The organism is uncultured Rhodoblastus sp. (assembly GCF_903903185.1).
Taxonomy (GTDB): Bacteria; Pseudomonadota; Alphaproteobacteria; order Rhizobiales; family Beijerinckiaceae; genus Rhodoblastus.
The window spans coordinates 17,818-40,639 of sequence record NZ_CAIUXT010000226.1; the positions used below are offsets into that span (position 1 = coordinate 17,818).

Genomic DNA, 22,822 nt, shown 5'->3' on the forward strand with positions numbered 1-22,822 from the left:
CCTCGCACAGTCTCGCACTTCCCATCGCTCAGTCACGAAAGTGGAGGAATAAATGAGTCTCGAACGTAAAATCAGGTCGGTTTGGGCGGCGGCCGCAGTCCTTGCGTCGGCGTCCGCGCTGACAACGTCGAGCGCGCTCGCGCAAGAGCGCAAAGAGAGCAAGAAGCCCAACATCCTGTTCATCATGGGTGACGACATCGGCTGGATGCAGCCGAGCATCTATCATCGCGGCCTGATGGTCGGCGAGACGCCCAACATCGACCGTATCGGCAATGAGGGCGCGATCTTCATGACCTATTACGCCGAGCAGAGTTGCACGGCGGGGCGCAATGCCTTCTTCACCGGCATGCATCCTTTGCGCACCGGCATGATTCCGCCCCAATTGCCCGGCAGCCCGAGCTATCTCCGGCCCGGAACGCCGGCCTTGGCCAAATTCCTGCTCGACCTCGGCTATAACACCGGCGAGTTTGGCAAGAACCATTTGGGCGACCACACCCAGGCGCTGCCGACTGCGCATGGTTTCCAGGAATTCTGGGGCTATCTCTATCATCTCGACGCGATGCAGGGCGTCAGCTTCCCCGACATCAACAAGACGCCGACCCAGCAGGCGATTGTCCCGCCGTGCAAGAACACGCCGGTTCGCGGCCTCTCCGATCCGCCCGACGCGGTGGACCCCAGGACTGCGCTGTGCATGACGCCGCCGCGTCCGGTGATCCACTGCAAGTCCGAGGGCACGGAAGCCACCCAGACCTGCAAGGACGAAGGCCCGCTGACGCTGGAGCGCTCGAAAACGGTGGACGAGGAAATTTCGGCCAAAGTCGTCGATTTCATCGACCGCAACGATCCCAAAAAGACCGGCAAGCCGTTCTTCGTCTGGTATAATCCGGCGCGCATGCACATCACCACCGTGCTGTCGGACAAATATATGGCGATGGTGGGCCAGCCGGGCGGCAAGGACTGGGGCGTCAACGAAGCCGGCATGAAACAGATGGACGACAATATCGGCGTCGTCATCAAGAAGTTGGAAGATATCGGCCAGCTCGACAACACCGTCCTCGTCTTCACCACCGACAATGGCGCCGAAGTCATCACCTATCCCGACGGCGGCAACACGCCGTTCAAGGGCGGCAAGCTGACGACCTGGGAAGGCGGCATGCGCGCGCCGCTGGTGGTCCGCTGGCCGGGACACATCAAGCCGGGCTCGGTCAAAAGCGACATCTTCGCATCGCTCGACTGGCTGCCGACGCTTGTCGATATCGCCGGCGGCCACAAGGGCGACGGGTTGAAAAAGGAGATCGAGGCCGGCAAATATCCGGGCATCGTCAAGACGACGCTCGACGGCGTCGACCAGCGCGAATATCTTGAAGGGACTTCCGAGAAATCGGCGCGCGATACGTTCTTCTACTATGCCGGCGCCAAGCCCTCGGCGGTGCGCTACAAGAACTGGAAGATCTATTACACCATGGCGGGCGCCTGCGCGAGCTGCGGCCTTCTCGGCGCGCAGACCTATCACTGGCCGCTGGTCGATAACATCAAGCGCGATCCGTTCGAGGGGTCGGTCGGCGACGAAGCGAAAACCCTCACCGGCGAGGGCGGCGCCCTCGCCGGACCGGTCACCGCCTATATCTACGACTGGAACATCCTCCCCGTCGGCCAGCACCTCTGGCTCAAGGAACTGGAAAGCTATCGGCAGTTCCCGCCGATGCAGGACCCGGAGACCTATAATCTCGATCAGGTGATCCAGCAGATCAAGGATCAGAGAAACATCAGCCACGCCGGCGACTGAGCCCGGAGGGCGGCCCGCAAGGGCCGCCCATTTTCCCGAGTTTGAGCTTCTTTCCTTGCAAATGACGGAACAACAAGGAGAAACATGATGTCCTCCTCCGGCCCAAAAAACCCGAGCCGCCGCATCTTTCTTGGCGCGCTCGCGGCCTTGCCCGCCCTTCCTGCCCTGTTCGGCGCGACAAAAGCTCAGGCGGAGGGCGCCGCCGATCCGCTGCCCTCGTGGAACGAAGGCCCCGCCAAACAGGCGATTCTCGATTTCATTCGCGTCACCACCGATTCAGGCAACAAGGACTTCGTCCCACTTGAGGAGCGCATCGCCACCTTCGATCAGGACGGCACGCTTTGGGTCGAGCAGCCGATGTATACGCAGTTGGTCTATTGCCTCGAACGCGTGCCGGCCGTGGTCAAGGCGCGGCCCGAACTGGCGCATGTCGAGCCGTTCAGGACCGTGCTGACGGGCGACTTCGAAAAGATCGGCAAGCTTTCGCTGCATGACTTCGAGAAAATCGCGGTCGCGACTCTGACCGGCATGGATGTCGAGACTTTTCAGGCCGAGGTGAAGGCGTGGATCGCCGAGGCCCGGAATCGTCGCTGGAACAAGCGCTTTACCGAATTGACCTACCAGCCGATGCAGGAAGTCCTGACCTTCTTCCGCGCCAATGGCTACAAAACCTTCATCGTCACCGGCGGCGGCCAGGATTTTGTGCGCGTCTATTCGGAACGCGTCTATGGCGTCCCGCGCGAGCAGGTGGTCGGCAGCGCGCTCGGAACGAAGTTCGGCTATGACAAGGCCGGCAAGCCTATTTTGACCAAGGAGCCGAAACTGCTGCTCAACGACGACCATGCCGGCAAGCCCGAGGGCATCCATCTGGAGATCGGCCGCCGGCCGCGTGCGGCTTTCGGCAATTCGGTCGGCGACCGGCAAATGCTCGAATATACCAAAGGCGGCGAGGGTCCGCGGCTGGCGATGCTGGTGCTGCATGACGACGCCACGCGCGAATATGCCTACGGGCCGGCGCGGGGAATGCCCGACAGCAAGATCGGAACCTTTACCCAGGCGCTCTATGACGAGGCGACGAAGGACGGCTGGTTTGTCATCTCCATGAAGGACGACTGGAAGCGGATTTTCGCCTTCGAGTGACGAGGCATCGGGCGACGCAAACAAAAACCCCGCGACCGGACTACGGCGCGGGGCTTTTGCTGAAATCGGCCGGCGATCTTGTCAGCTGACGATCACGAGCTTTTCCGCCGACATCTTGCCGCTGCGGCGGTCGGCGACGAGTTCGAACGAAACCTTGTCGCCTTCGCGCAACTGGCTGAGGCCGGAGCGCTCCACGGCGCTGATATGCACGAAGGCGTCCTTGCCGCCGTCATCGGGCGTAATGAAGCCAAAGCCTTTTTCGGAATTAAACCACTTAACGGTTCCCTGAGACATGGAAACCCCTTTCCAGACACGTTGTAAATGCTCGCCGGCTGGGCCGCCGACCGTCGAATGCGCATTTTTGGCAAAGTTATACGGCCCGGTGCGGCATGACATCGCGAGGAAATCAAACCGGCGGGCCGTCAATCGACCGTGACACCATGACCATTTTGGCAGAAAATACAAGCGAATTAGCGGCGCCATCCTCCGCCCGGCCCTGGGCTCCGAATCCGGGTTAATATCGATGCTCGCATGCGCCATGGCCGTGCGCAGCCCGTCTCTCGCTGGCCTAGGCGCGGGCGCGACGGCTTCGTTAATCCGCATTCGCAGCCCGGCTTCCCGGCCGGCGCGCTTGAGGGCATTCGGGTTCTCGCCTATAAATGACAAATTATTGACGTGGGATCGTTCATGGAAGTGTCGTTGGAACAGGCGATCGAAATTCACGCCAGGGTGCTGAAAAAGCGCGCCGGCGCCCATGCCGCCCGCAAGGCCCGCGAAAGGGCGGAACAACTCGCGCGGGCCGGCGACCATGAGGGGCATCTGGTCTGGATCAGGGTCTTTGAGACCGTTGAGACGCTGATCCGGCAAGAGGGACAGGCTTGAAGTCGCCGCCCCCTTTCTCACAAGGTCCCATTCGTCAAAAAGTCAACTGGGTGCGAATGCCGATGACGAAAGCGTTGGGAATCCGCGTCGAAGGATTATCGGGATTGGCCTCGCCGCCGCCCGGATGGACGATATATTGCAGGTCGGGCTGGACGTTGAAGCCCGGCAGGACGACGGCCTTGTAGGTCAATTCGAGCGCGAGTTCATAATTGCGTATGGGCAAGTTCAAGCCCGCGAAATAACCGGCGTCCCGGTCGTCGGCGACCAGCGACGGCGCCATCTTGGAATAGGCGGCGCCCAGGCCGAACGAATCGTCGGGTCTTTGCGGCAGGAAGCCGATGAAATTGACGCCGCCGTCCGCGTAAAAACTCATCAGATTTCGGTCGCCGGGACTGACGGCGACGCGGGCGAAACCGGCGACGCCCTTTTTCGGATCGTCGCCGGGCAGTCGCCACAACATCTGATCGACGACGCCGTAAACGGTGTAATCGCCGTTATAAAGCCGGGGGATTCCGACGCTTGCGGGATTGGCGAGCGACAAGCCGTCAAAGCCAAAATGGTCGTCCTGGAATTTGCCGAAATGATACCAGCCGCCCAGTTTGACCCTGCCGGCCAGACCAGAGCCCGTCTTTTCCTGATTATAGGAATATTGCGCCTCGCCAAACAGCAAGGCCGGATCGCTCAGGCGGAAATTGATGCCATTGGAATTGACAATCTGCTGCCGGCCGTTGAAGCCCGTGCCCGCCGGGTCGCCGTTGAAAATCGCGGCAAGCACGGTGAGATGCTCGTTCGGCGTCAGTTTGAGGCGAACGCCGGGCGTCGATAGCGGATAGCCGGGGCCGCTGCCGGGAAGGTTGCCGGCGAACAGAGTCGTCCAGCCAAAGGTTCCGTTGACAAAGAGAACGTCGAATTCGCTGTTGAAAAATTCCGTATCGGCCGCCAGTTGCCCGATGCGGACCGACGCCATATCGGAAAACAGCTTCTGTTCGAGCCAGAGTTCAACCATTCGCGTGGTGGGCCGGGCCTCGACACTGCTGATGGGGGAATAATTATAGATATAGGCGCCGGACAGGTCGCCGCCCTGGATCTGGAAGCCGTTGACCCGAAACGACGCGCCCTGCATCCCGGCCAGTTTGGCGAGATCGGCTTCGACCAGCATATAGACGATGCCGCCGTAGACGGCGCCCTGCCGCACGCCGCCCGTGACATTGCCGAACGAGTCCTGCAGATAGGACAGTTCGAAATTGACGCCATGCGTCAGAAACGCTTTTTTCAGTTCCGCCAGCGCCGGAATGCTGGTGCTGATCGACGGGTCGATATTGTCCGGGAGAGTGAATATCTTCGCCGCAACTTCCGGCGCCAGGGCGAACGGATTCGGCGCGGGCGATTCCTGCGCAAAGGCGCCCTGTCCGGCGCCAAAGCCCAGTGCGACCGCCAGCGCGACAGCCGCCGCCGGTCGAGGGCGATTGTTCCGTTGAAGCTTCAAAGCAGAGTCCCCCTGAGGATTTGATAGGCGATCGAGAAATAGATAATCAGGCCGGTGACGTCGACGAGCGTCGCGACGAAGGGCGCGGAGGCCGTCGCCGGGTCGAAACCCAGCCGTTTGAGCAGAAAGGGCAGCATCGAGCCGGCGAGCGAGCCGAAGGTGACGATGCCGACCAGCGCGCAGCCGACGGTCGCCGCGATCAGGGTCCAGTGCTCGCCGTAATCGTATAATCCGGCCATTTGCCAGATGGTGATGCGGGCGAATCCGATGACGCCGAGGATCGACCCTAGCACGATGCCGGAGGGCAATTCGCGCGAGGCGATGCGCCACCAGTCCTTGAGCTTGACCTCGCCGAGCGCCAGCGCGCGAATGATCAGCGACGTGGCCTGCGACCCCGAATTGCCGCCCGAACTCATGATCAGCGGAATGAACAGGGTCAGCACCACGGCCCTTTCGAGTTCGGCCTCGTAATGCTGCATGGCGCTGGCGGTCAGCATCTCGCTCAGAAACAGCGCGCAGAGCCAGCCGGCGCGCTTTTTGATCATCCCGAGGAAGCTGATCTCCATATAGGGCGCGTCGAGCGATTCCATGCCGCCGAAACGCTGGGCGTCTTCGGTCGCCTCTTCGACCATGACGTCGATCACGTCATCGACGGTGACGATGCCGACGATTTTTCCCGACGCCTCGACCACGGGGATGGCAAGCAGGTCGTATTTCGAGATCAGGGCGCTCACTTCCTCGCGGTCGGTGTTCGGCAGCACGACGATCGGTTCGCGATGGCGCTCGATCGAGCCAATCGTCGCGGAAGGCTCGGCCAGAATCAGGTCGCGCAGCGAAATCGGCTGGATCAGCCGCCGGGTCGCGGGATCGACGATATAGATCGAATAGATCGTCTCCTTTTCGTTGGCGACTTCCCGGATGTGGCGAAGGGCCTCCCCGACGCGCAGATCGGGCGGCAGGCTGAGGAATTCGGTGGTCATCATGCCGCCGGCGGTGTGGTCCTGGTAGGTCAGCAACTGCGCCAGCGCCGTCTGGTCCTCGGGCGACAGCAGCTTCGACAGGCGCTGGCGGTCGGGCGCCTTGAGCTTTCGGAAAATTTCGACGCGGCGGTCGGCAGAAATGCCGTGGAGAATGGCGCCGGCGAGGGCGTCGGGCAGAAGCTCGACGATTTTGTGGGGATGAACCAGCCCCGCTTCGTCGAACAATTGCACGGCGAGGGCCGAAGGCATGGCCTTGAGGACCGCGACGGCGGTCGGATGATCGAGCGCATCCAGCGCATCGACCGCATCGGCCACGCGAAGGGCGCCCAGATGTTTGGCGATGGTCGCGGGATCGACCGGGTCGGGCGGCAAATTTGTTACTTTCTCGTCCATAGGTCCGCTCCCCCGACGCCTTGTTCCGTCCCGTTTCCCTCATCGACTGCGATAGCGCCGCGACAGGAGGGTCAAGATTTTTCCTATGCTAATGACAAGCGTTTGACCACCTTGGTCGCTTGCCGGAAAAAGCGGGAGCGATGGGAGATATTTCACAGTAAATTCGGTTTAGCGGTTTTCGGGCGCCTGTCCAGACTGCGGCGACAGTTTAGAATCAATCTAACTTTGGTTGACGACGTATCCGCGACTCAGAACAGATCGGGCCCGTCGCGTTCGAGGTGGGCCATCACCAGAAGCTTGCGCAGATCGCGCACCAGCCGCGAGCCCTGCGGCTGGTAGAGCGGCTTTTCCAACAGCGAGGGAAGGCGCTGCATCGCGGCGCGCGCCTTGGTCAGATCGCATCCCGAAATGCGGGAGATCATGTTGGCGGCCTCGAATTTGGTCGCCTCCGATGGCGCGGAATCGATGGCGAGGCGCCATTCCGGCGCAGCGCGCAGGCCGCCTTCGACGCGGCGAAGTCCATCGACGGTGGCCAGCACGACGACGATGTCGCCTTCCTCCAGCACAATGTCGTCGGAGGGAATGAAGCGCTTCAGGTCGCCGCGCTGGTGAATCATCGGCGCGACCCCATAGCCGAAGGCGATTTCCGACAGGTTTCGGCCGATCAATGTGTCGCCCGCGCGGACAATATATTCGGTGACGAGCGTCGAACGGTCGTCGAGATGGAAGGCGCTCAGGATGTTTTCGCCGAAGGCGGCGCCGGCGATGGCCTCGGCGGCGATGGCGTAATCGCTGAGGCCGGTGGAGGAGGACAACAGCGAGGCGACATTGCGCGCCAGTTCCTGGTCGGCGGTGCGGAACACGATGGTGCATTCCGGGTTGAGCGAGCGCGCCAGCAGGCTGACTTCGAGATTGGCGACCTGGTCGTCCATCACCGCGACGACGCTTTTCGCGGTCTCGACATTGGCCCGCGCCAGAGCCTCGCGCAATGGGCCGAAAAAAATCGGCATGTCGGACAGGACATCCTCGGGCAGGGGCTCCTGCGAGACGCCGACCGTCGGCCGGCGCCATTGGCGAAGGATATCGGCGATCCTCTGGCCGATGTCGCCCATGCCGATGACGATGGTATGTCCGCCCGAGGGGGCCGCCGGCCGGCGCCGCGCGATCTGCAGCCGAGAGCTCAACAGCCTTTCCGTCAGGGTGGCGAAGACGACGCCGAGAAACACCGTGCTGCAGACGTGGATCAGCACCGAAAAGGCGTAAAGCCGGTCCGAGATCGGAAACGGCACCTTTATGGCGCCGAACACATTGTCGAAGCCGCCGATCGACAACACGATGGCGATGTTGATGGCGTCGAGCGTCGAGATGTCGGGGTTTTCAGCCCGATAATAAAGGAAGGTCGTCAACGAGAGCGCAAGCATGATGACGAAGGAGATCGAAGCGACGCGCGGAATCTCGATGGCGCCGAGCAGGCGTCGGGCTTCGAGCAGCGATGTCGAGAACCGCGCCGAAAGTGTGGGTCCGGGCTCATGCTTTCCCCGGTGCGGCGAAAGCGCGCCTTCGCCGGGCAGCAATTCGCCGCTCTCGAAAAAGGTCAGGACGTCGCCCTCGACGATTTCCTTGTCCGGGTTGACCGCGAAGAAGAAATCGCCGACCGGATGGTCGGCGGCGGTGACGCTGAAAATGCGCCGCTCGGCATGGGCCAGTTCGAACACCCGCCGTCCGAGCATGCGCAAATTGCCGGCCTCGACGACGACGCGCCCGACTCGCACCTTGATCCCCTCGACCTCGAAAAAAGCCTGGGTCCGATCCCCAAGCGAGACCAGGGCGAAGGCGCCGGCGGAAAATTGCGACGGCTCGAAAGCCACCAGATTTCCCAATTGCTGGCGCAGCAGCGCATTGAGGTTTTCCTGCGCCGAACGGATGATGAGCCGGACGCGCGGGTTGAGCGAACGGGCGATGAAGGCGGCGGCGATATTATTGCGCTCGTCGCCGGTGACCAGCAGCACGGCGCGACAATTGCGGACGCCGGCCTTTTTGAGCACCTCCGCATGGCCGCAATCGCCGGCGTAAAACGCGTCGATGAGGCCCGACAACGCGGGGTCCAGCCCGGTTTCGGCGGCCAGATCGACGCCGATCACGCGAACGCCGAAGGCCTTGAGCACGGCGACGCATTCCTGCCCCAATCGCCCGAGGCCGCAGACCAGAAAGTCTTCGGAGTGATTTCTTGGGCTGGGGTAGGGCGCGTTCGGCATCGCGGGAATCTTCTCTTGGCGGTGACATCCCTCGCAGGGCTCAGGAATCGATTCCCCAGAATTGCGCCATATGGCGCGCCGCGGACCAGCCGACGTCGAGCACGCAGAAACCGCTCCGCCCGCCCTCGGAAGTGCTCGAATCGACGGGAAATCCGTGGCCCATGTCCGCGAGGGCCCAGAATTCGACGACGGCGCCCCGCTTCGTGCTCCAGACGCGGCGCCTGATGCCGGGCCTCGGTTCGGTCTCGACGCCGGCCGAATCGTCAAACCCCTGCAAGGCGGTCCATTGCGCCGCCAAAGCCTCGGCGTTGCGCGGATCGACGGTGCGGTCGCGCCCGCCCTGCCAGATCGAGATTTTCGGCCAGACGCGGGGCCGGACCGTCGGCGGCGCGGCGCGGAGCGCGGCGTCGGCGAGCAGGGCGCGGGTGGTGAAGCGGTCGGCCCGATGCATGCGCAGCAAGGCCGAGGCGCCCCCAAAGGCGGCGCCGACCGGCATTCCCGCGACCACGCCGCCGCCGGCGAAAACCGTCGGATAGGCCGCCAGCAACGCTGCCGCCATCGCCCCGCCGGCCGAAAGCCCGACGATATAAACCCGTCGCGGGTCGGACCGGAAGCGCGCTGCGGCGGCGCGAACCATCTGGCGGATCGATTTGGCCTCGCCGGCGCCCCGGCGCACGTCGCCGGGCTGGTACCAGTTGAAACAGCGCCCGGCGCTGTTCCTGGCGGTCTGCTCGGGCAGAAGCAGCGCCGCGCCAAGGCGCTCGGCGAGCGCGATCCAGCCGGAGTTGCGGGCGAACATCGCCGCGTCCTGGCCGCAGCCATGCAGCACCACGATCAGCGGCGCGCCCGGGGCCAGCTTTTTTTTCGCGGGCGCATAGACGAACATCCGCAAGGCGCCGGGATTGGCGCCGAAATTGGCGACCTCGACCACGCGGCCGGCGTCGCCCGGCGCGAAAAAATTCGGCGCGGCCATCGCGCGGAAAACCGGCATCCAGGCCTTGGCGGCCCACAAAGCCGGGGCGAGCGCCGAACGGGCCGATTTTCGCTTCGGGGCGCGGGCCATTATTTCGGGCTTTTGCCCCGTTTGCGCGACGATGGCGTCTTGAGCGCGCCGGTCCAGAACGAAGCCGCCATTTTGCCGGCCTCGCGGATGGCCGCCGCCTGCTGCTGGCGCGCGGCGGCGAGCCATAGCCCCCGGCCGGTCCCGGAGACCTTGTTGGCGCCGCTGAGCCAGAGGCTCATGAGCGGGTTCTTTAGGGTCGGGCATTTGGACATCGCGGTTTCCGGGGCCGGCTGTCTGGAGTCACTCGGCCAGATCGAGCAGGTCGCGGCCATTGGCGATCCAGAGATTGAGCCGCTTTTCCGAAACCTCGCTGTCGCCGGGGCCCTTGATGCGCAAGATTTCGCAGCCCTGCATGTGCAGGGTGCGGGCCTGCGCAAGGGCTCTGCGCTCGGTCGGGGCGCTCGGCGAGCGCGTTTCCCTGACGCCCAATGATGTCCGATAGACGACAACCCAGTCTGCCATGAGAAACCTCTTCAGAATCGAATGAGGGAGTATAGCATGAATTGCGCGAATTTCGGGTGACGCCGCGCAATTCCTGCGCCGCGCGAAATTTCGCGTCAGCGGGCCGGCTGTCTTTCCTGCGTCCGCGCGCCGCCATGCTCCGCCTTGTCCTCCGGCTCGACGTGAATGGACACGATGGGTTCGTGCAACTGGTCCTTGAGCGCGGCTTCCAGCCGGTCGCAGATGGCGTGCGACTGCGCCACCGACATGGCGCCGGGGACGACGAGATGGAAGTCGATGAAAGTGGCGCTGCCGGCATTGCGGGCGCGCACGTCGTGGAATTCGATCGCATCGACCGCATGGGCGGCAATGATTTCGTTGATCTGCTTGAGTTCCACTTCCGGCGGGGCGGCGTCGAGCAATCCGCCGGAATTTTCGTGGATCACTTCCCAGCCGCTCCACAATACATGGACGGCGACCAGCGCCGCCACGACCGAATCGAGCTGCTGGACGCCGGTCGCGATCACCAGGCCGACGCCGACGACGACGCCGAGCGACGTCACCACGTCCGCAAGCAGATGCTTGCCGTCGGAGACCAGCGCCGGCGAGCGCTGTTTGCGGCCGGTGTGGATCAGCACATAGCTCCAGATGACGTTGAGGACGGTGGCTATGCTGCTGACCGCCACGCCGAGCAGCGGCGCGTCGATCGGTTCGGGATAGAGGAAACCGTGATACGCCTCGTGCAGAATGGTGGCGCCGGCGACGAAGATCAGCGCCCCGACGAGGACCGCCGAGAGATATTCGGCCTTGTGGTGGCCATAGGGGTGCTGCGGGTCCGGCGGCTGCTGCGCATAGCGGATGGCGATGACCGCCGCAATGGCGGTCGCCACGTTGATGATGCTCTCCAGCGCGTCGGAGAACAGCGCCACGGAGCCGGTCAGCTGGTAGGCGAAGCCCTTGATCGAGACGACGGCGAGGCTGACCGCGAGGCTGCCGAAGGCGACTTTCCGCGATAGGTTCATGAGCTGGCCTTGTGAATGGCGCCGAGCCCGGCCATCGCTGTCCGGCGGGCTGGAAGCTCCCTTCCTATAGAACGCATCGGCGCCCAGCGGCAAATGAAGCTGGCCGGGAGTCCGGGCCAGTCAAATTCGAGACGATTTTCAAGTCAAGGGCGGGCGGGCTCCGCACGCGGCGTGACCTTGGCGCCGTCAACGAGCGAATCCGGCGGATTGACGACGATGCGGTCCGCGAGAGCGACGCCCTGGGAAATTTCGAGCGTCGCGCCGAGATCGTTGACCACCGCGACCGGGCGCAGCCGGGCGATCCCCTCCGCGTCCACCACCGCCACGCTCGGCCCTTCGGCGCGAAACAAAAGGGTGTTGGCCGGGATCGACAAGGGTCCCTTCGGCGTCAGCGGAAGCGTCACCTGGACATAGGCGCCCGGCGTCAGCCGGCCATCGGGATTGGGCAAGGCCAGTTCGACGCGCTGGGCGCGCGTCGCCGTGTCGATGGCGCCGGCGATGCGCGAGATCTGGCCCAAAAACGTCTGTCCGGGCAATTCTGCCTGGGTCACGACGACCTCGTCGCCGACCTTGACGCCGAGGGAATAGGCCTGAGGGACGTCGATGGCCACGCGCAGCGGATCGGGACGGGCCATGCCGAACAAAGCCGAGCCCGCGCCGCCGGCGGTAATCAGATTGCCGACATCGACGTTGCGCGCCGTGATGACCCCGTCGAACGGGGCCATCACATGTTTGAAGGCGCTGGTTTCCTGCAATTGCTTGAGATAGGCGCCGGCGGAGTTCTGCAAGGCGACGGCGGTGTCATAGGCGTTCTGCTTGGTGTCGAGGTCCTGCCGCGCCACCGAATTCTGCGCGAACAGCAATTTCCAGCGCTTGAGCGCGGCATCTGCGAGCACCGTATTGGCCTTGGCGTTTTCGAGTTGGGCGGCGGCCTGGGCGACCTGCTGGTCGAGTTCCGGCGTATCCAGTTCGGCCAGAACCTGCCCTTTCCGCACCTTGGCGCCGATATCGACCAAAAACGAGCGCACATAGCCGCTGACCCGGGCGTAGATCTGGGTCTCGTTGTCGCCGCGCAGAGTCGCCGGCAGGGTGAGCGCGCCGGCGCTTTTGGTCGGCGTCGGGTTGACCGTGGCGACGAAGATTTTCTGACCCTGCTCGGCCTGTTCCTTGAGCGCCGCCTTGGCCGCGCCGCGCGCAAGAATGACGCGGAGGGCGCCGGCGGCCAGCAGGGCGGCGAAGATCAGCGCGACGATCTTCGCGGCGCGCCAGACCGCGCCGCGCCTCGGGAGATGCATATGCCCATCGTCGCTGGTCAGGCCAAGGGAAGCATGGTTTTCTTTCGTCACGGCGCGGCTCTCCTGTGCCGGGTGGAATGGGCTCCGGCGAACACCAGCGGCACGAACAGCAAAGTCGAGAAGGTGGCGAAAATCAGGCCGCCGATCACCGCGCGGCCGAGCGGCGCGTTTTGCTCGGCGCCTTCGCCAAGGCCGAGCGCCATCGGGATCATGCCGACGATCATCGCGAAGGCGGTCATCAGCACGGGTCGAATGCGGGTGGCGCCGGCCTCGAGCGCAGCCGAGAGCGGCGGTTCGCCATGCGCCAGCCGCTCGCGGGCGAAGGACACCAGCAAAATCGAATTGGCCGTCGCGACGCCGGTGGTCATGATGGCGCCGGTCAGCGCCGGGACCGAGAGCGGCGTGCCGGTGAGGTAGAGCATCCATCCGATGCCTGCCAGCGCGGCGGGCAGCGCACTGACGATGATGAGCGGATCGAGCAGCGACTGGAAATTTACGACGATCAAGAGATAGACCAGCACAATCGCGACCAGAACGCCAATGGCGAGGCCGATATAGGAGCTTTTCATCGTCGCCGCCTGTCCGCGCAGCGCGATTTCAGTGCCGCGCGGCAGATTGGGCTGCGCTTCGTCGACGATTTTTTGGATGTCTGCGGCGGCCCCGCCGAGGTCGCGGCCTTCGACGCTGACATAAATGTCGATGGCGGGACGCAGGTTGAAACGCGACACCAGCGCATTTTCCGACCCAGGTTGCACGGTCGCCAGATTGCCGAGCAATTGCGGCCGCTGGCCGGTTCCGGCGTTGACCGGCGTGCGCAGCAGGTCATCGACCGTATTGACGCGATATTGTGGGGTTTGCGTCGAAACGCTGTAGGTAATGCCGTTCTGCGGGCTGAGCCAGAAGGTCGGGGTGGTCTGGCTGCTTCCGGAAAGCGAGATCAGCAGGTTTTGCGCCAGGCTGTTGGCGTTGAGATTGACCTGCTGCAGCCGGGTGCGGTCCATGACGATGCGCAGACTTGGCTGGTCGAGCCTTTGCAGGATATGGGCGTCAACCGCGCCGGGGACCTTTTGAATTTCGCGCAGGAGCTGTGAGGCGAGGGTGAAGCTCTTGCGCGTGTCCGAGCCGACGATCTGCACATTGACCGCCGCCGGCTGGCCGAAATTGAGGATCTGCGTGACGATATCGGCCGGCTGGAAGAAGAACTCGACGCCAGGAAATTGCTCCGGCAGACCTTTGCGCAGGGCGGAGATGAAGCCTTGCGACGGGCGATGGTCCGGCGTCAGCGCGATCATGATCTCGGCGTCCAGGGTCCCGATGGTTCCGGCGTTGCTGTAGGACAGATTGATGCCCGAATAGGGCAGGCCGATATTATCGACGATGGTCGCCAGTTGGTCGGCGGGAATCTGCGTTCGGATATATTGGTCGACCTCGTCGGCGAGCCGCGCGGTCTCTTCGATGCGCATCCCGGTCGGCGCGCGCATGTGCAGCCTGATCGCGGTCGCATCGACGGAGGGGAAGAAATCCTGACCGAGCAGGAAAAACAGTCCGAGCGAAGCCAGCCAGAAAGTCAGGAACGAGGCGCAGACCGCTTTTCTGCGGGTCAGCAGCAGGCTGAGCAGAACGATATAGAGGCCGCGAAACTTCTCGAAACCGATGTTGAAGGCGTGATGGATGCGGGCAAACACATTTCCCGGCGCCGTTTGCGCGCCGGGAAGGCGCAGCAGCAGCAGGGCCATGGTCGGAACCAGCGTGCGCGAGAGGATATAGGAGGCGAGCATGGCGAAAACCACCGCCTCGGCCAGCGGCACGAACAGGAACCGCGACACGCCGGTCAGAAAGAACATCGGCGTGAAAACAATGCAGATGCACAGCGTCGAGACCAGCGCCGGGAGCGCGATTTCGCCCGCGCCTTCATAGATCGAATCGTAAAGGCTCCCGCCGAGGTGCAGGTGGCGCTCGATGTTTTCGATCGTCACCGTGGCGTCATCGACGAGAATGCCCACCGCCAGCGCCAGGCCGCCGAGCGTCATGATATTGATGGTCTGGCCGATGGCCTGCAGCACCAAAAGCGAAGTCAGGATCGACAGCGGGATCGAAACCGCGATGATCAGCGTTGCACGCCAGTTGCCGAGGAACAGCAGGATCAGCGCCGCGGTAAGGCCCGCGGCGATCGCCGCCTCGCGCAGCACGCCGGAAATGGCGGCGCGCACATAGACCGACTGGTCGAACAGCGCGCGCACGTCGATTTCCGGCGGGATCAGCTTTTGCGCCCTGGGCAGGGTTTCGTTGAGGGTCTCGACGATGCGCAGCGTCGAGGCCGAGCCGGCCTTGATGACCGACATCAGCACGCCGCGCGCCCCGTCGAGCCGGACGATATTGGTCTGGGGCGAGAAGCCGTCGCGCACATGGGCGACCTCGCGCAGATAGGTCACCGCGCCATTGACCGTGCGCACCGGCAGATTGTTGAGCCCCTCGACCGTCTCCGGCGCGCCGTTGACGCCGACGATGAATTCGGTCGGGCCCATTTTCGCGGTTCCCGAGGGCAAGATCAGGTTCTGGGCGCCGATCGCATTGACCACGTCGAGCGGCGACAGGCCGCGCGCCAGCAGCGCCGACGTGTCGAGATCGACCGAGATCAGGCGCTGCTTGCCGCCGAAGGGGAAGGGAATGGCGACGCCGGGAATGGTGACCAGCGGCGGACGAAACACGTTGAAGGCGTTGTCGAACACCGTCTGTTCCGGCAGGGTCGTGCTGGACAGCGCCAGTTGCGTCACCGGAATGGCGGAAGCGGAATAGGTGATGATGAGCGGCGGCGTCGTCCCGGGCGGCAGGCTCTTGAGCATCACCTGCTCGCTCGCGGCGGTCTGGGCTATGGCGGCGGCGATGTTCGCGCCGGGCTGGAAGAAGATCTTTATGATCGCGACGCTGTTATAGGATTGCGATTCGACGTGTTCGATGTCGTTGACGGTGGTGGTCAGGATGCGTTCGGCCGGCCCGGTGATGCGCGCCCCCATCTCCTGCGCCGACAGGCCGCTGTAGTTCCAGATGACGCTGATGACCGGGATGTTGATGTCCGGCAGGATGTCGGTCGCCATGGTCAGCAGCATGTAAGGCGTCGCCAGCACGATCATCAGCGCCATGACGATGAACGTGTAGGGGCGCTTCAGCGCTATGCTGACAATCCACATGCGGCGATCTTGACCATTTTCGTTTCGCTTTCGCGCCACGGGGCGCGCCCAAGCGAAGTCTACGAGAATGATCGGCTTATAACAGTTTTACCGCAGGCGGATGGAAAAAAATCACATTGCGGGCGCGCAAAACGGGTCTTGCCGCCTCAGCCGAACTTGAACAGGATGCCGTATCCGCCGCGCGGATATTCCCAGGTGATTTCGCCTGCGGGCTCGCACAGGATGCGGCAGGTGCCACATTCGAGGCAGCCGTCGGCGGTCAATTCGACCTGGCCATTTTCCGCCTGCGAATAGCAGCCGGCGGGACAGAGATGGGTCATGGCCAGAAGATTTTTCGACGGCTTGTCATGCGGCATGACCTTGATGTGCGGCTGGCCGGAATCGACCAGATAGCGATTCTGGAACAGTTTTTCTTCGACCTTCTGGAATTGCGGTTCGATACCCATGCTGTCTCCCTTGGTCAAAAGTCGTTTTCGAACGAGGCGGAGTTTGGTTCGCGGGAAGGAAAGGGGCGAATGATCTTCACCGCCAGGCGCGGGCGAGGCGGATGGCGTCGCCGATCAGTCCAAAACCGCGCGCCTTGCGGAAGTTGCGAATCGTGTCCTTTTCCTTCTCGATCTTGGTCTTGCCGTCGACGCGGACGAAGTTTTCCATCGCCTTGGAGACGAGCTCGGGATAGGTGAGGAACAGATTGGCCGCCGAGTTGTGGAGCAGCGCCGGCATGTCCTTGTATTTGCGCAGGTCTTTCATCACGAAACTGTCGTCGAGCATTTTCTTGTAGAGCGCAAGATTGGCCTTGGTCATCGGCTCGCGCCGCGACTTGATCTGGAAGATCGCCTCGGCGGCCAACCGTCCGGAGGTCATGGCGAGGTTCGAGCCCTCCTTGTGGACGGCGTTGTTGAATTGTCCGGCGTCGCCGCAGATCACCCAGCCGTCGCCGAACAATTGCGGCACGGCCTTGAAGCCGCCTTCGGGAATGAGATGGGCGGCATATTCCTTGACCTCGGAGCCGGCGATCAGCGGCGCCACCGAGGGATGTTTCTTGAAATTATCGAGCAATTGCGTCGGCGTGATGCCGTTCTTGGCGAAATCCGCGACGATACAGCCGATGCCGACCGAAATGCTTTCCTTGTTGGTGTAGATGAAACCCATGCCGGTCATGCCATGGGAAATGGTGCCGGCGGCTTCGATCACCAGACCCTGGTCGGCCTTGAGATTGAACCGCGCTTCGATGGTTTCGGCGGGGAGGAAATGCATTTCCTTGACCGCCAGCGCCACATGGTCGGCGGCGGGGACCGACCGCAGTTCGGCGCGGGCGCCGAGCAGGCCGTTGACGCCTTCCGCCAGCACCACGACATCGGCATGGATCGCGCCGCCGGAGCGGTCGGTGCGCACGCCGATCACCTTGTCGTGGCCGTCGCGGATCAATTCCAGCGCGGTGGTCTCACACAGCAGAATGGCGCCTTTTTCCTGGGCCTGCCGCGAGAACCAGCGGTCGAACTGCGAGCGGATGATGGTGTAGCGGTTGGGGCGCTCTTCGTTGAAATCATCGTTCCGGTAGTGCATTCCGGTATGCGCCTTATCGGTCATGAACCAGAAGCGCTGTTCGATCAGGCGGCGCTCGAGCGGCGCCTCGTCGCGAAATTCCGGAATGATCTTTTCCAGCATGTCGGCGTAGAGAATGCCGCCCTGGACGTTTTTCGAACCCGGATATTCGCCGCGTTCGAGTTGCAGCACCTTGAGGCCGCGTGAGGCCATCGTATAGGCTGCGGCGTTGCCCGCCATGCCTGCGCCGATGACGATCGCATCGAATTTTTCTTCGATCATTGCCGCCTCCTCAGTCATATTCCCGAAAAGTGGATGACTTTTCTGATGAGAATATCTTGGCGAGGTTTTCGACCGACCGGAAGTTTTCCGAGCGATCTGCTTGGCTGGCCGGGATGCTTCGCCTCAGCCGAATTTGAACAGAATGCCGTATCCGCCGCGCGGATATTCCCAGGTGATTTCGCCGGCGGGTTCGCACAGGATGCGGCAGGTGCCGCATTCGAGGCAGCCGTCGGCGGTCAGTTCGACCTGGCCATTTTCCGCCTGCGAATAGCAGCCGGCGGGACAGAGATGGGTCATTGCCAGAAGATTTTTCGACGGCTTGTCATGCGGCATGACTTTGATATGCGGCTGGCCGGAATCGACCAGATAGCGATTCTGGAAGAGCTTTTCTTCAACCTTCTGGAACTGCGCTTCGATGCCCATATGAAAACCTCCGATGTATTCGCCAAAGACTGTCCTGAGCAACGGCGGATTGTCTGTTTTTCTCCGCCGGCGCTACATTCGTCTATCTAACGCAAGATCGGCGCCAAGCAGGGCGACGAGGCCTTGACTTACCGCCAGGCGCGAGCGATGCGGATGGCGTCGCCGATCAGTCCGAAACCACGCGCCTTCCGGAAATTGCGAACCGTGTCCTTTTCCTTGTCGATCTTCGGTTTGCCGTCGACGCGGACAAAGTTTTCCATCGCCTTGGAAATCAGCTCCGGATAGGTGAGGAACAGATTGGACGCCTGGTTGTGGAGCAGCGCCGGCATGTCCTTGTGCTTGCGCAGGTCCTTCATCACAAAGCTTTCGTCGAGCATTTTCTTGTAGAGCGCGAGATTGGCCTTGGTCATCGTCTCGCGCCGCGACTTGATCTGGAAGATCGCTTCTCCGGCCATCCGGCCGGAAGTCATGGCGAGGTTCGAGCCCTCGCGGTGGACGGCGTTGTTGAGTTGCCCGGCGTCGCCGCAGATCACCCAGCCATCGCCAAACAATTGCGGCACGGCCTTGAACCCGCCTTCGGGAATGAGATGGGCGGCATATTCCTTGACCTCGGAGCCGGCGATCAGCGGCGCCACCGAGGGGTGTTTCTTGAAAGTATCGAGCAATTGCGCCGGCGAGACGGAGTTTTCGGCGAAATCCGACACCAGGCAGCCCATGCCGACCGAGATGCTTTCCTTGTTGGTGTAGATGAAGCCCATGCCGGCCATGCCGTTGGAAATGGTTCCGGCGGCTTCGATCACCGCGCCTTCGTCGGCCTTGAGATTGAACCGCGACTCGATGGTTTCGGCGGGCAGGAAATGCATTTCCTTGACCGCCAGCGCCACGTGTTCGGCGGCGGGGCGCGGCCGCAGTTCGGCGCGAGTCCCGAGCAGGCCGTTGACGCCTTCCGCCAGCACCACGACATCGGCATGCACCGGGCCGCCGGAGCGGTCGGTGCGCACGCCGATCACCTTGCCATAGCCGTCGCGGATCAATTCGATCGCGGTGGTCTCGCACAGCAGAATCGCGCCTTTTTCCTGGGCCTGCCTGGAGAACCAGCGGTCGAACTGCGAGCGGATGATGGTGTAGCGGTTGGGGCGCTCCTCGTTGAAATCGTCGTTGCGGTAGTGCATTCCGGTATGCGCCTTGTCGGTCATGAACCAGAAGCGCTGTTCGATCAGGCGGCGCTCGAGCGGCGCCTCGCCACGAAATTCCGGAATGATCTTTTCGAGCATGTCGGCATAGAGAATGCCGCCCTGGACGTTTTTCGAACCCGGATATTCGCCGCGTTCGAGTTGCAGCACCTTGAGACCGCGCGAAGCCATCGTATAGGCTGCGGCGTTGCCCGCCATTCCGGCTCCTATGACAATTGCGTCGAACTTTTCGTCGATCATTGACGTCTCCTCAGGCATATTCGCGAGTTTTGCAGAGTTTTCGGATGAGAATATGCGATTCAGCGATGCTCAGCCGGCGAGCCGGTCGTTGGCGTGGGGCGAAATGCGCAGGCGGAACGCTTCGGTCAGGGCCGGCAGGAAGCGCATGGCGTCGGTGACGACGCCGATATGCGCGAAGTCGAAGATCGGCGCGTTCTTGTCGGTATTGATCGCTACGATCATATCGGCGCCCTCGACGCCGACGCGATGCTGGATCGCGCCGGAAATACCGGCGGCGATATAGAGTTTCGGACGGATGGTCTTGCCCGTCTGGCCGATCTGGCGGTCGGAGGTCACCCAGCCCTTCTGGATCAGCGGACGCGAGGCGCCGAATTCCGCGCCGAGCACGGCGGCGAGGTTTTTCACCAGCTGGAAGTTTTCCGGGCTCTGCAATCCCATGCCGCCCGCCACCACCACATCGGCGAAGGACAGGTTGGACTTGTTGGAATCGCGGTCCGGCATGAAGCTCAGGATCTTGGTGATGATGTCGGATTCGGCCAGATCCATCTTGAAGGGCACGATGCGGCCCTCGCGGCCTTCCTGGCGCTCCGGCATCGGCATCACGCGCGGGCGCACGGTCGCCATTTGCGGGCGATAGTTGAGCGTGTAGATCGTGCACAGCAGCGAACCGCCAAAGGTCGGGCGCGTCGCCGCGAGCGACTTGTCGTCGTCCACCCGCAATTCGGTGCAGTCGGCGGTGAGGCCGGTCAGCAAGGTCGTGGCGACGGAGCCGGCGAGATCGCGGCCGAGCGTCGTCGCGCCGAGCAGCAGGATTTCCGGCTTGTGGGTATTGACCAGCTGGGTCAGACCCTTGGAATAGGGCTCGTTGCGATAATCGGCGAGCACCGCGTCTTCGACGAGATAGACGACATCGGCGCCATAGGCGAAGGTTTCGCGCGCCGCGTTGTTAACGGCTTCGCCCGGAGCGCCCATCACCACGCCGGCGAGTTCGACGCCGAGCTGGTCGGCCAGCTTGCGGCCCTCGCCGAGCAGTTCGAACGACACCGGATGAACCACGCCGCGCTCCATCTCGATGAACACCCAGACGTGCTTGTGGTCGCGGTATTTCTCCGGCAGTTCCTTTTTCATCGTCGCGCGGCTGCCGCCTTGCTGCGGCGCGGGCGCGGGTTTTGGATCGCTCATCTTCTCATCCTCAACATCAAGGCGTTTTCAAGCGAAGGTTTTGCCGGCTCGCTTGAAGAAAACGCTAAAAACAAGAAACGAGAGCCTGTTCAGGCTCCAGGCGGCGGTGCGTCTTGCTCGTCTAGAACCCAGCGGCGAGTTTGGTCAGATCGGACTCGATCGCCGGCGCCTTGGCGAAGATCGCCGCGATCAGGGTTTCGGCGGTTTCGGCCTGTGTCGGAGCGATCTCCACCTGGGCCGCCTTTTCCGCGCGCGCCGCCGGCGCGAACACGCGCTTGACGACGGTCGGCGAGCCGCGCAGGCCGCACAGCGCCAGATCTTCGATGCCGGCGTCCTTGGCGCTCCAGGTGACGATCTCGGCGCGCGCCGCGCGTAGGGCGTCGTCGATGCGGCCGCGCCGAACGACGTTGGAGCCTTCGAGCATGGTGATCATGCAGGGCAGCTTCGATTGCAGCACCTGCACGCCGCCTTCGGAGCGGCGCTCCAGCTTGATGCTGCGGCTTTCGCCGTCGAGTTCGACAATCGCCGAGACATAGGTCAGCTGCAACAGGTCAAGGCGCTTGGCGACGCCGGGACCGACCTGGGCGGTGTCGCCGTCGATGGTCTGCTTGCCGGCGAAGACAATGTCCACGGGTCCGAAGGTTTCGCCGATCTTGCGCAGGGCCTGAGCCAGCGCATAGGAAGTGGCAAGCGTGTCGGAGCCGGCGAAGAAGCGGTCGGTCAGCAGCACGGCGCGGTCGGCGCCGATGGTCAGCGCCTTGCGCAGCGAATCGGAGGCCATCGGCGGGCCCATGGTCAGGATGGTGACTTCGCCGCCGACCTTGTCGCGCAAGCGAAGCGCCTCTTCGAGCGAAAACAGGTCGTAGGGATTGATGATGGTCGGCACGCCCTGGCGCATGATCGTGTTGGTCACGGGATGGACGCGAATCTGCGCCGAATCCGGAACCTGTTTGATGCAAACGACAAAATGCATTTTTTTTTGCCTCCGGCGGGAACAACCGCTCTGTTCGTTTGGACGGTTCCCCACGTCGGGAAGAGTTTCGCAAGCTCCGTACCAACCCGCTTTTTCATGCGTAACATGTTGAAATACAGGCGTTAGCGGCGGCGCCTGGTTTTGCGGCGGAGACGGGGCGAAACCAGCCTGTCGGCAATGCTACAGAAGTTGTTGGACGTGAGGTTGCGCAAAGCGGCCTTTTTGTCCGGCGGCGGTTCATTTCGCCGTTTCGTCCATCCGCTCCCGCGCCCTTGCGGAAACTTCCGCGTCCTCGTCGGCGAGCAATTGCACGGCGATGTCGCGCGGCGCGCGATCGGCGACGACAAAGCGCACGCGCAGGTCCGGATCGCCAAGCAGGCGCCCGAGCGCGTCCGGGGCGATGCGCTCGGCGGCTTCGCGGCGCACCAGCGGGTCCTCGTCGTGAATCAGCGCAAACAGCCGCTCCGGCGGCAGGCGCCCGGCGACCAGACGTCGGATGGTCGGGTCGCTGTCGCCGATCATCATCGGCAGCAACGCGGGATCGAGCCGCCGCGCGACGGTGTAGCGGACCCTTTCGCTCTCGTCATTGGCCATGGCGACGAGATCGGCGCCTTCGAGCCTCAGCGCGCAGGCGACGCGCACGGCGCTGTCGCGGTCGAGGCGCATTTCCCGGACGCGGGCGATCGGAAGGCGCATGGCTGCCATGGCGCGCACTTCCGGCTCGCGATCGCTCATCAATCGGACAATCTGGAACGGACTGGCGTATTTGGCCGCCAGCGCGCGCACCTCGAAGTACAGGTGATCGACATAGGCGCCGGATTGTTCGGGGTTTTTGGCGAAAAATGCGTCGATGCGCTTCGAGCGCTTGTCGCGCACGCAAATGCGCCCGAGAACGCAGCGACCGCCGGCGCGCAATTCCTTATGCGGACAATCCTGGCAGGAGAATGGGCGTCCGGTCCAGTCCGTCGCCGCTTCGGTTTCGTCGGTCTGCGCCATTCCGGCCCTCGCGCGAGAATTCGCGCCAGAGCGAAGCAAAGGGCGCGCCAACCACGC

At 63.1% G+C, this 22,822-nt stretch carries 20 protein-coding genes; 3 read left to right on the forward strand and 17 right to left on the reverse strand.

Annotated elements, in window-relative coordinates; genetic code table 11:
• Positions 1 to 52: 52 nt before the first annotated feature.
• Both QZY01_RS20430 and QZY01_RS20435 read left to right on the forward strand, forming a co-directional pair.
• Positions 53 to 1,786 carry an arylsulfatase gene (locus tag QZY01_RS20430; protein ID WP_294540867.1) on the forward strand — a complete coding sequence of 578 codons (1,734 nt, stop codon included), beginning with the start codon at positions 53 to 55 and terminating at the stop codon, positions 1,784 to 1,786.
• Positions 1,787 to 1,870: 84 nt separating this feature from the next.
• A complete protein-coding gene (locus QZY01_RS20435) occupies positions 1,871 to 2,926 on the forward strand; it encodes an HAD family hydrolase (protein WP_294540869.1) in 1,056 nt (351 codons plus the stop codon).
• Positions 2,927 to 3,007: 81 nt separating this feature from the next.
• On the opposite strand, the gene QZY01_RS20440 is transcribed toward QZY01_RS20435, so the two are convergent.
• Entirely contained in the window at positions 3,008 to 3,220 is a 213-nt protein-coding gene (locus QZY01_RS20440; RefSeq protein WP_294541030.1) for a cold-shock protein, read from the reverse strand.
• 393 nt (positions 3,221 to 3,613) lie between these two features.
• Here QZY01_RS20440 and QZY01_RS20445 point away from each other — a divergent pair, with 393 nt between their 5' ends.
• Complete coding sequence (locus QZY01_RS20445) at positions 3,614 to 3,808, forward strand: hypothetical protein (RefSeq protein ID WP_294540871.1); 195 nt, start codon at positions 3,614 to 3,616, stop codon at positions 3,806 to 3,808.
• A gap of 34 nt (positions 3,809 to 3,842) precedes the next feature.
• On the opposite strand, the gene QZY01_RS20450 is transcribed toward QZY01_RS20445, so the two are convergent.
• From QZY01_RS20450 to QZY01_RS20525, 16 genes are all read right to left on the reverse strand, one after another.
• Complete coding sequence (locus QZY01_RS20450) at positions 3,843 to 5,294, reverse strand: carbohydrate porin (RefSeq protein ID WP_294540873.1); 1,452 nt, start codon at positions 5,292 to 5,294, stop codon at positions 3,843 to 3,845.
• Positions 5,291 to 6,667: a magnesium transporter gene (gene mgtE / locus QZY01_RS20455; protein ID WP_294540875.1), complete on the reverse strand. Its 1,377-nt coding sequence runs from the start codon at positions 6,665 to 6,667 to the stop codon at positions 5,291 to 5,293. The genes QZY01_RS20450 and mgtE overlap by 4 nt, the downstream gene beginning before the upstream one ends.
• 248 nt (positions 6,668 to 6,915) lie before the next feature.
• Positions 6,916 to 8,922 carry an NAD-binding protein gene (locus tag QZY01_RS20460; RefSeq protein WP_294540877.1) on the reverse strand — a complete coding sequence of 669 codons (2,007 nt, stop codon included), beginning with the start codon at positions 8,920 to 8,922 and terminating at the stop codon, positions 6,916 to 6,918.
• A 40-nt stretch (positions 8,923 to 8,962) separates the two neighbouring features.
• On the reverse strand, positions 8,963 to 9,985 hold the full coding sequence (locus tag QZY01_RS20465) for a PHB depolymerase family esterase (RefSeq protein WP_294540879.1): 1,023 nt from the start codon (positions 9,983 to 9,985) through the stop codon (positions 8,963 to 8,965).
• Positions 9,985 to 10,164 carry a hypothetical protein gene (locus tag QZY01_RS20470; protein WP_294540881.1) on the reverse strand — a complete coding sequence of 60 codons (180 nt, stop codon included), beginning with the start codon at positions 10,162 to 10,164 and terminating at the stop codon, positions 9,985 to 9,987. The genes QZY01_RS20465 and QZY01_RS20470 overlap by 1 nt, the downstream gene beginning before the upstream one ends.
• Before the next feature lie 61 nt (positions 10,165 to 10,225).
• Positions 10,226 to 10,447 carry a hypothetical protein gene (locus tag QZY01_RS20475; protein WP_294540883.1) on the reverse strand — a complete coding sequence of 74 codons (222 nt, stop codon included), beginning with the start codon at positions 10,445 to 10,447 and terminating at the stop codon, positions 10,226 to 10,228.
• A gap of 95 nt (positions 10,448 to 10,542) precedes the next feature.
• Complete coding sequence (locus tag QZY01_RS20480) at positions 10,543 to 11,448, reverse strand: cation diffusion facilitator family transporter (RefSeq protein ID WP_294540886.1); 906 nt, start codon at positions 11,446 to 11,448, stop codon at positions 10,543 to 10,545.
• Between the two features lie 143 nt (positions 11,449 to 11,591).
• Complete coding sequence (locus tag QZY01_RS20485) at positions 11,592 to 12,794, reverse strand: efflux RND transporter periplasmic adaptor subunit (protein WP_294540888.1); 1,203 nt, start codon at positions 12,792 to 12,794, stop codon at positions 11,592 to 11,594.
• Positions 12,791 to 15,931, reverse strand: coding sequence for an efflux RND transporter permease subunit (locus QZY01_RS20490; RefSeq protein WP_294540890.1), 3,141 nt, complete (start codon positions 15,929 to 15,931; stop codon positions 12,791 to 12,793). The genes QZY01_RS20485 and QZY01_RS20490 overlap by 4 nt, the downstream gene beginning before the upstream one ends.
• A gap of 146 nt (positions 15,932 to 16,077) precedes the next feature.
• A complete protein-coding gene (locus QZY01_RS20495) occupies positions 16,078 to 16,377 on the reverse strand; it encodes a ferredoxin family protein (protein ID WP_294540892.1) in 300 nt (99 codons plus the stop codon).
• A 76-nt stretch (positions 16,378 to 16,453) separates the two neighbouring features.
• Complete coding sequence (locus tag QZY01_RS20500) at positions 16,454 to 17,758, reverse strand: FAD-dependent oxidoreductase (RefSeq protein ID WP_294540894.1); 1,305 nt, start codon at positions 17,756 to 17,758, stop codon at positions 16,454 to 16,456.
• A 123-nt stretch (positions 17,759 to 17,881) separates the two neighbouring features.
• On the reverse strand, positions 17,882 to 18,181 hold the full coding sequence (locus QZY01_RS20505) for a ferredoxin family protein (protein WP_294540896.1): 300 nt from the start codon (positions 18,179 to 18,181) through the stop codon (positions 17,882 to 17,884).
• 128 nt (positions 18,182 to 18,309) lie between these two features.
• Entirely contained in the window at positions 18,310 to 19,614 is a 1,305-nt protein-coding gene (locus QZY01_RS20510; RefSeq protein ID WP_294540898.1) for an FAD-dependent oxidoreductase, read from the reverse strand.
• A 69-nt stretch (positions 19,615 to 19,683) separates the two neighbouring features.
• On the reverse strand, positions 19,684 to 20,796 hold the full coding sequence (locus QZY01_RS20515; protein ID WP_294540900.1) for an electron transfer flavoprotein subunit alpha/FixB family protein: 1,113 nt from the start codon (positions 20,794 to 20,796) through the stop codon (positions 19,684 to 19,686).
• A 121-nt stretch (positions 20,797 to 20,917) separates the two neighbouring features.
• The gene (locus QZY01_RS20520; RefSeq protein WP_294540933.1) at positions 20,918 to 21,769 is read right to left on the reverse strand and encodes an electron transfer flavoprotein subunit beta/FixA family protein; all 852 of its coding nucleotides are present in this window, start codon (positions 21,767 to 21,769) and stop codon (positions 20,918 to 20,920) included.
• Between the two features lie 237 nt (positions 21,770 to 22,006).
• The gene (locus QZY01_RS20525; protein WP_294540935.1) at positions 22,007 to 22,765 is read right to left on the reverse strand and encodes a 4Fe4S-binding leucine-rich repeat protein; all 759 of its coding nucleotides are present in this window, start codon (positions 22,763 to 22,765) and stop codon (positions 22,007 to 22,009) included.
• Positions 22,766 to 22,822 lie beyond the last annotated feature (57 nt).

Bases quoted from the DNA above. Each gene is read 5' to 3' on its own strand.
- QZY01_RS20505 (WP_294540896.1), bottom strand. From the start codon at position 18,181: ATGGGCATCGAAGCGCAGTTCCAGAAGGTTGAAGAAAAGCTCTTCCAG.
- QZY01_RS20470 (WP_294540881.1), bottom strand. From the start codon at position 10,164: ATGAGCCTCTGGCTCAGCGGCGCCAACAAGGTCTCCGGGACCGGCCGG.
- mgtE (WP_294540875.1), bottom strand. From the start codon at position 6,667: ATGGACGAGAAAGTAACAAATTTGCCGCCCGACCCGGTCGATCCCGCG.
- QZY01_RS20510 (WP_294540898.1), bottom strand. From the start codon at position 19,614: ATGATCGACGAAAAGTTCGACGCAATTGTCATAGGAGCCGGAATGGCG.
- QZY01_RS20480 (WP_294540886.1), bottom strand. From the start codon at position 11,448: ATGAACCTATCGCGGAAAGTCGCCTTCGGCAGCCTCGCGGTCAGCCTC.
- QZY01_RS20520 (WP_294540933.1), bottom strand. From the start codon at position 21,769: ATGCATTTTGTCGTTTGCATCAAACAGGTTCCGGATTCGGCGCAGATT.
- QZY01_RS20460 (WP_294540877.1), bottom strand. From the start codon at position 8,922: ATGCCGAACGCGCCCTACCCCAGCCCAAGAAATCACTCCGAAGACTTT.
- QZY01_RS20465 (WP_294540879.1), bottom strand. From the start codon at position 9,985: ATGGCCCGCGCCCCGAAGCGAAAATCGGCCCGTTCGGCGCTCGCCCCG.
- QZY01_RS20430 (WP_294540867.1), top strand. From the start codon at position 53: ATGAGTCTCGAACGTAAAATCAGGTCGGTTTGGGCGGCGGCCGCAGTC.
- QZY01_RS20490 (WP_294540890.1), bottom strand. From the start codon at position 15,931: ATGTGGATTGTCAGCATAGCGCTGAAGCGCCCCTACACGTTCATCGTC.
- QZY01_RS20440 (WP_294541030.1), bottom strand. From the start codon at position 3,220: ATGTCTCAGGGAACCGTTAAGTGGTTTAATTCCGAAAAAGGCTTTGGC.
- QZY01_RS20445 (WP_294540871.1), top strand. From the start codon at position 3,614: ATGGAAGTGTCGTTGGAACAGGCGATCGAAATTCACGCCAGGGTGCTG.
- QZY01_RS20475 (WP_294540883.1), bottom strand. From the start codon at position 10,447: ATGGCAGACTGGGTTGTCGTCTATCGGACATCATTGGGCGTCAGGGAA.
- QZY01_RS20525 (WP_294540935.1), bottom strand. From the start codon at position 22,765: ATGGCGCAGACCGACGAAACCGAAGCGGCGACGGACTGGACCGGACGC.
- QZY01_RS20435 (WP_294540869.1), top strand. From the start codon at position 1,871: ATGATGTCCTCCTCCGGCCCAAAAAACCCGAGCCGCCGCATCTTTCTT.
- QZY01_RS20500 (WP_294540894.1), bottom strand. From the start codon at position 17,758: ATGATCGAAGAAAAATTCGATGCGATCGTCATCGGCGCAGGCATGGCG.
- QZY01_RS20515 (WP_294540900.1), bottom strand. From the start codon at position 20,796: ATGAGCGATCCAAAACCCGCGCCCGCGCCGCAGCAAGGCGGCAGCCGC.
- QZY01_RS20495 (WP_294540892.1), bottom strand. From the start codon at position 16,377: ATGGGTATCGAACCGCAATTCCAGAAGGTCGAAGAAAAACTGTTCCAG.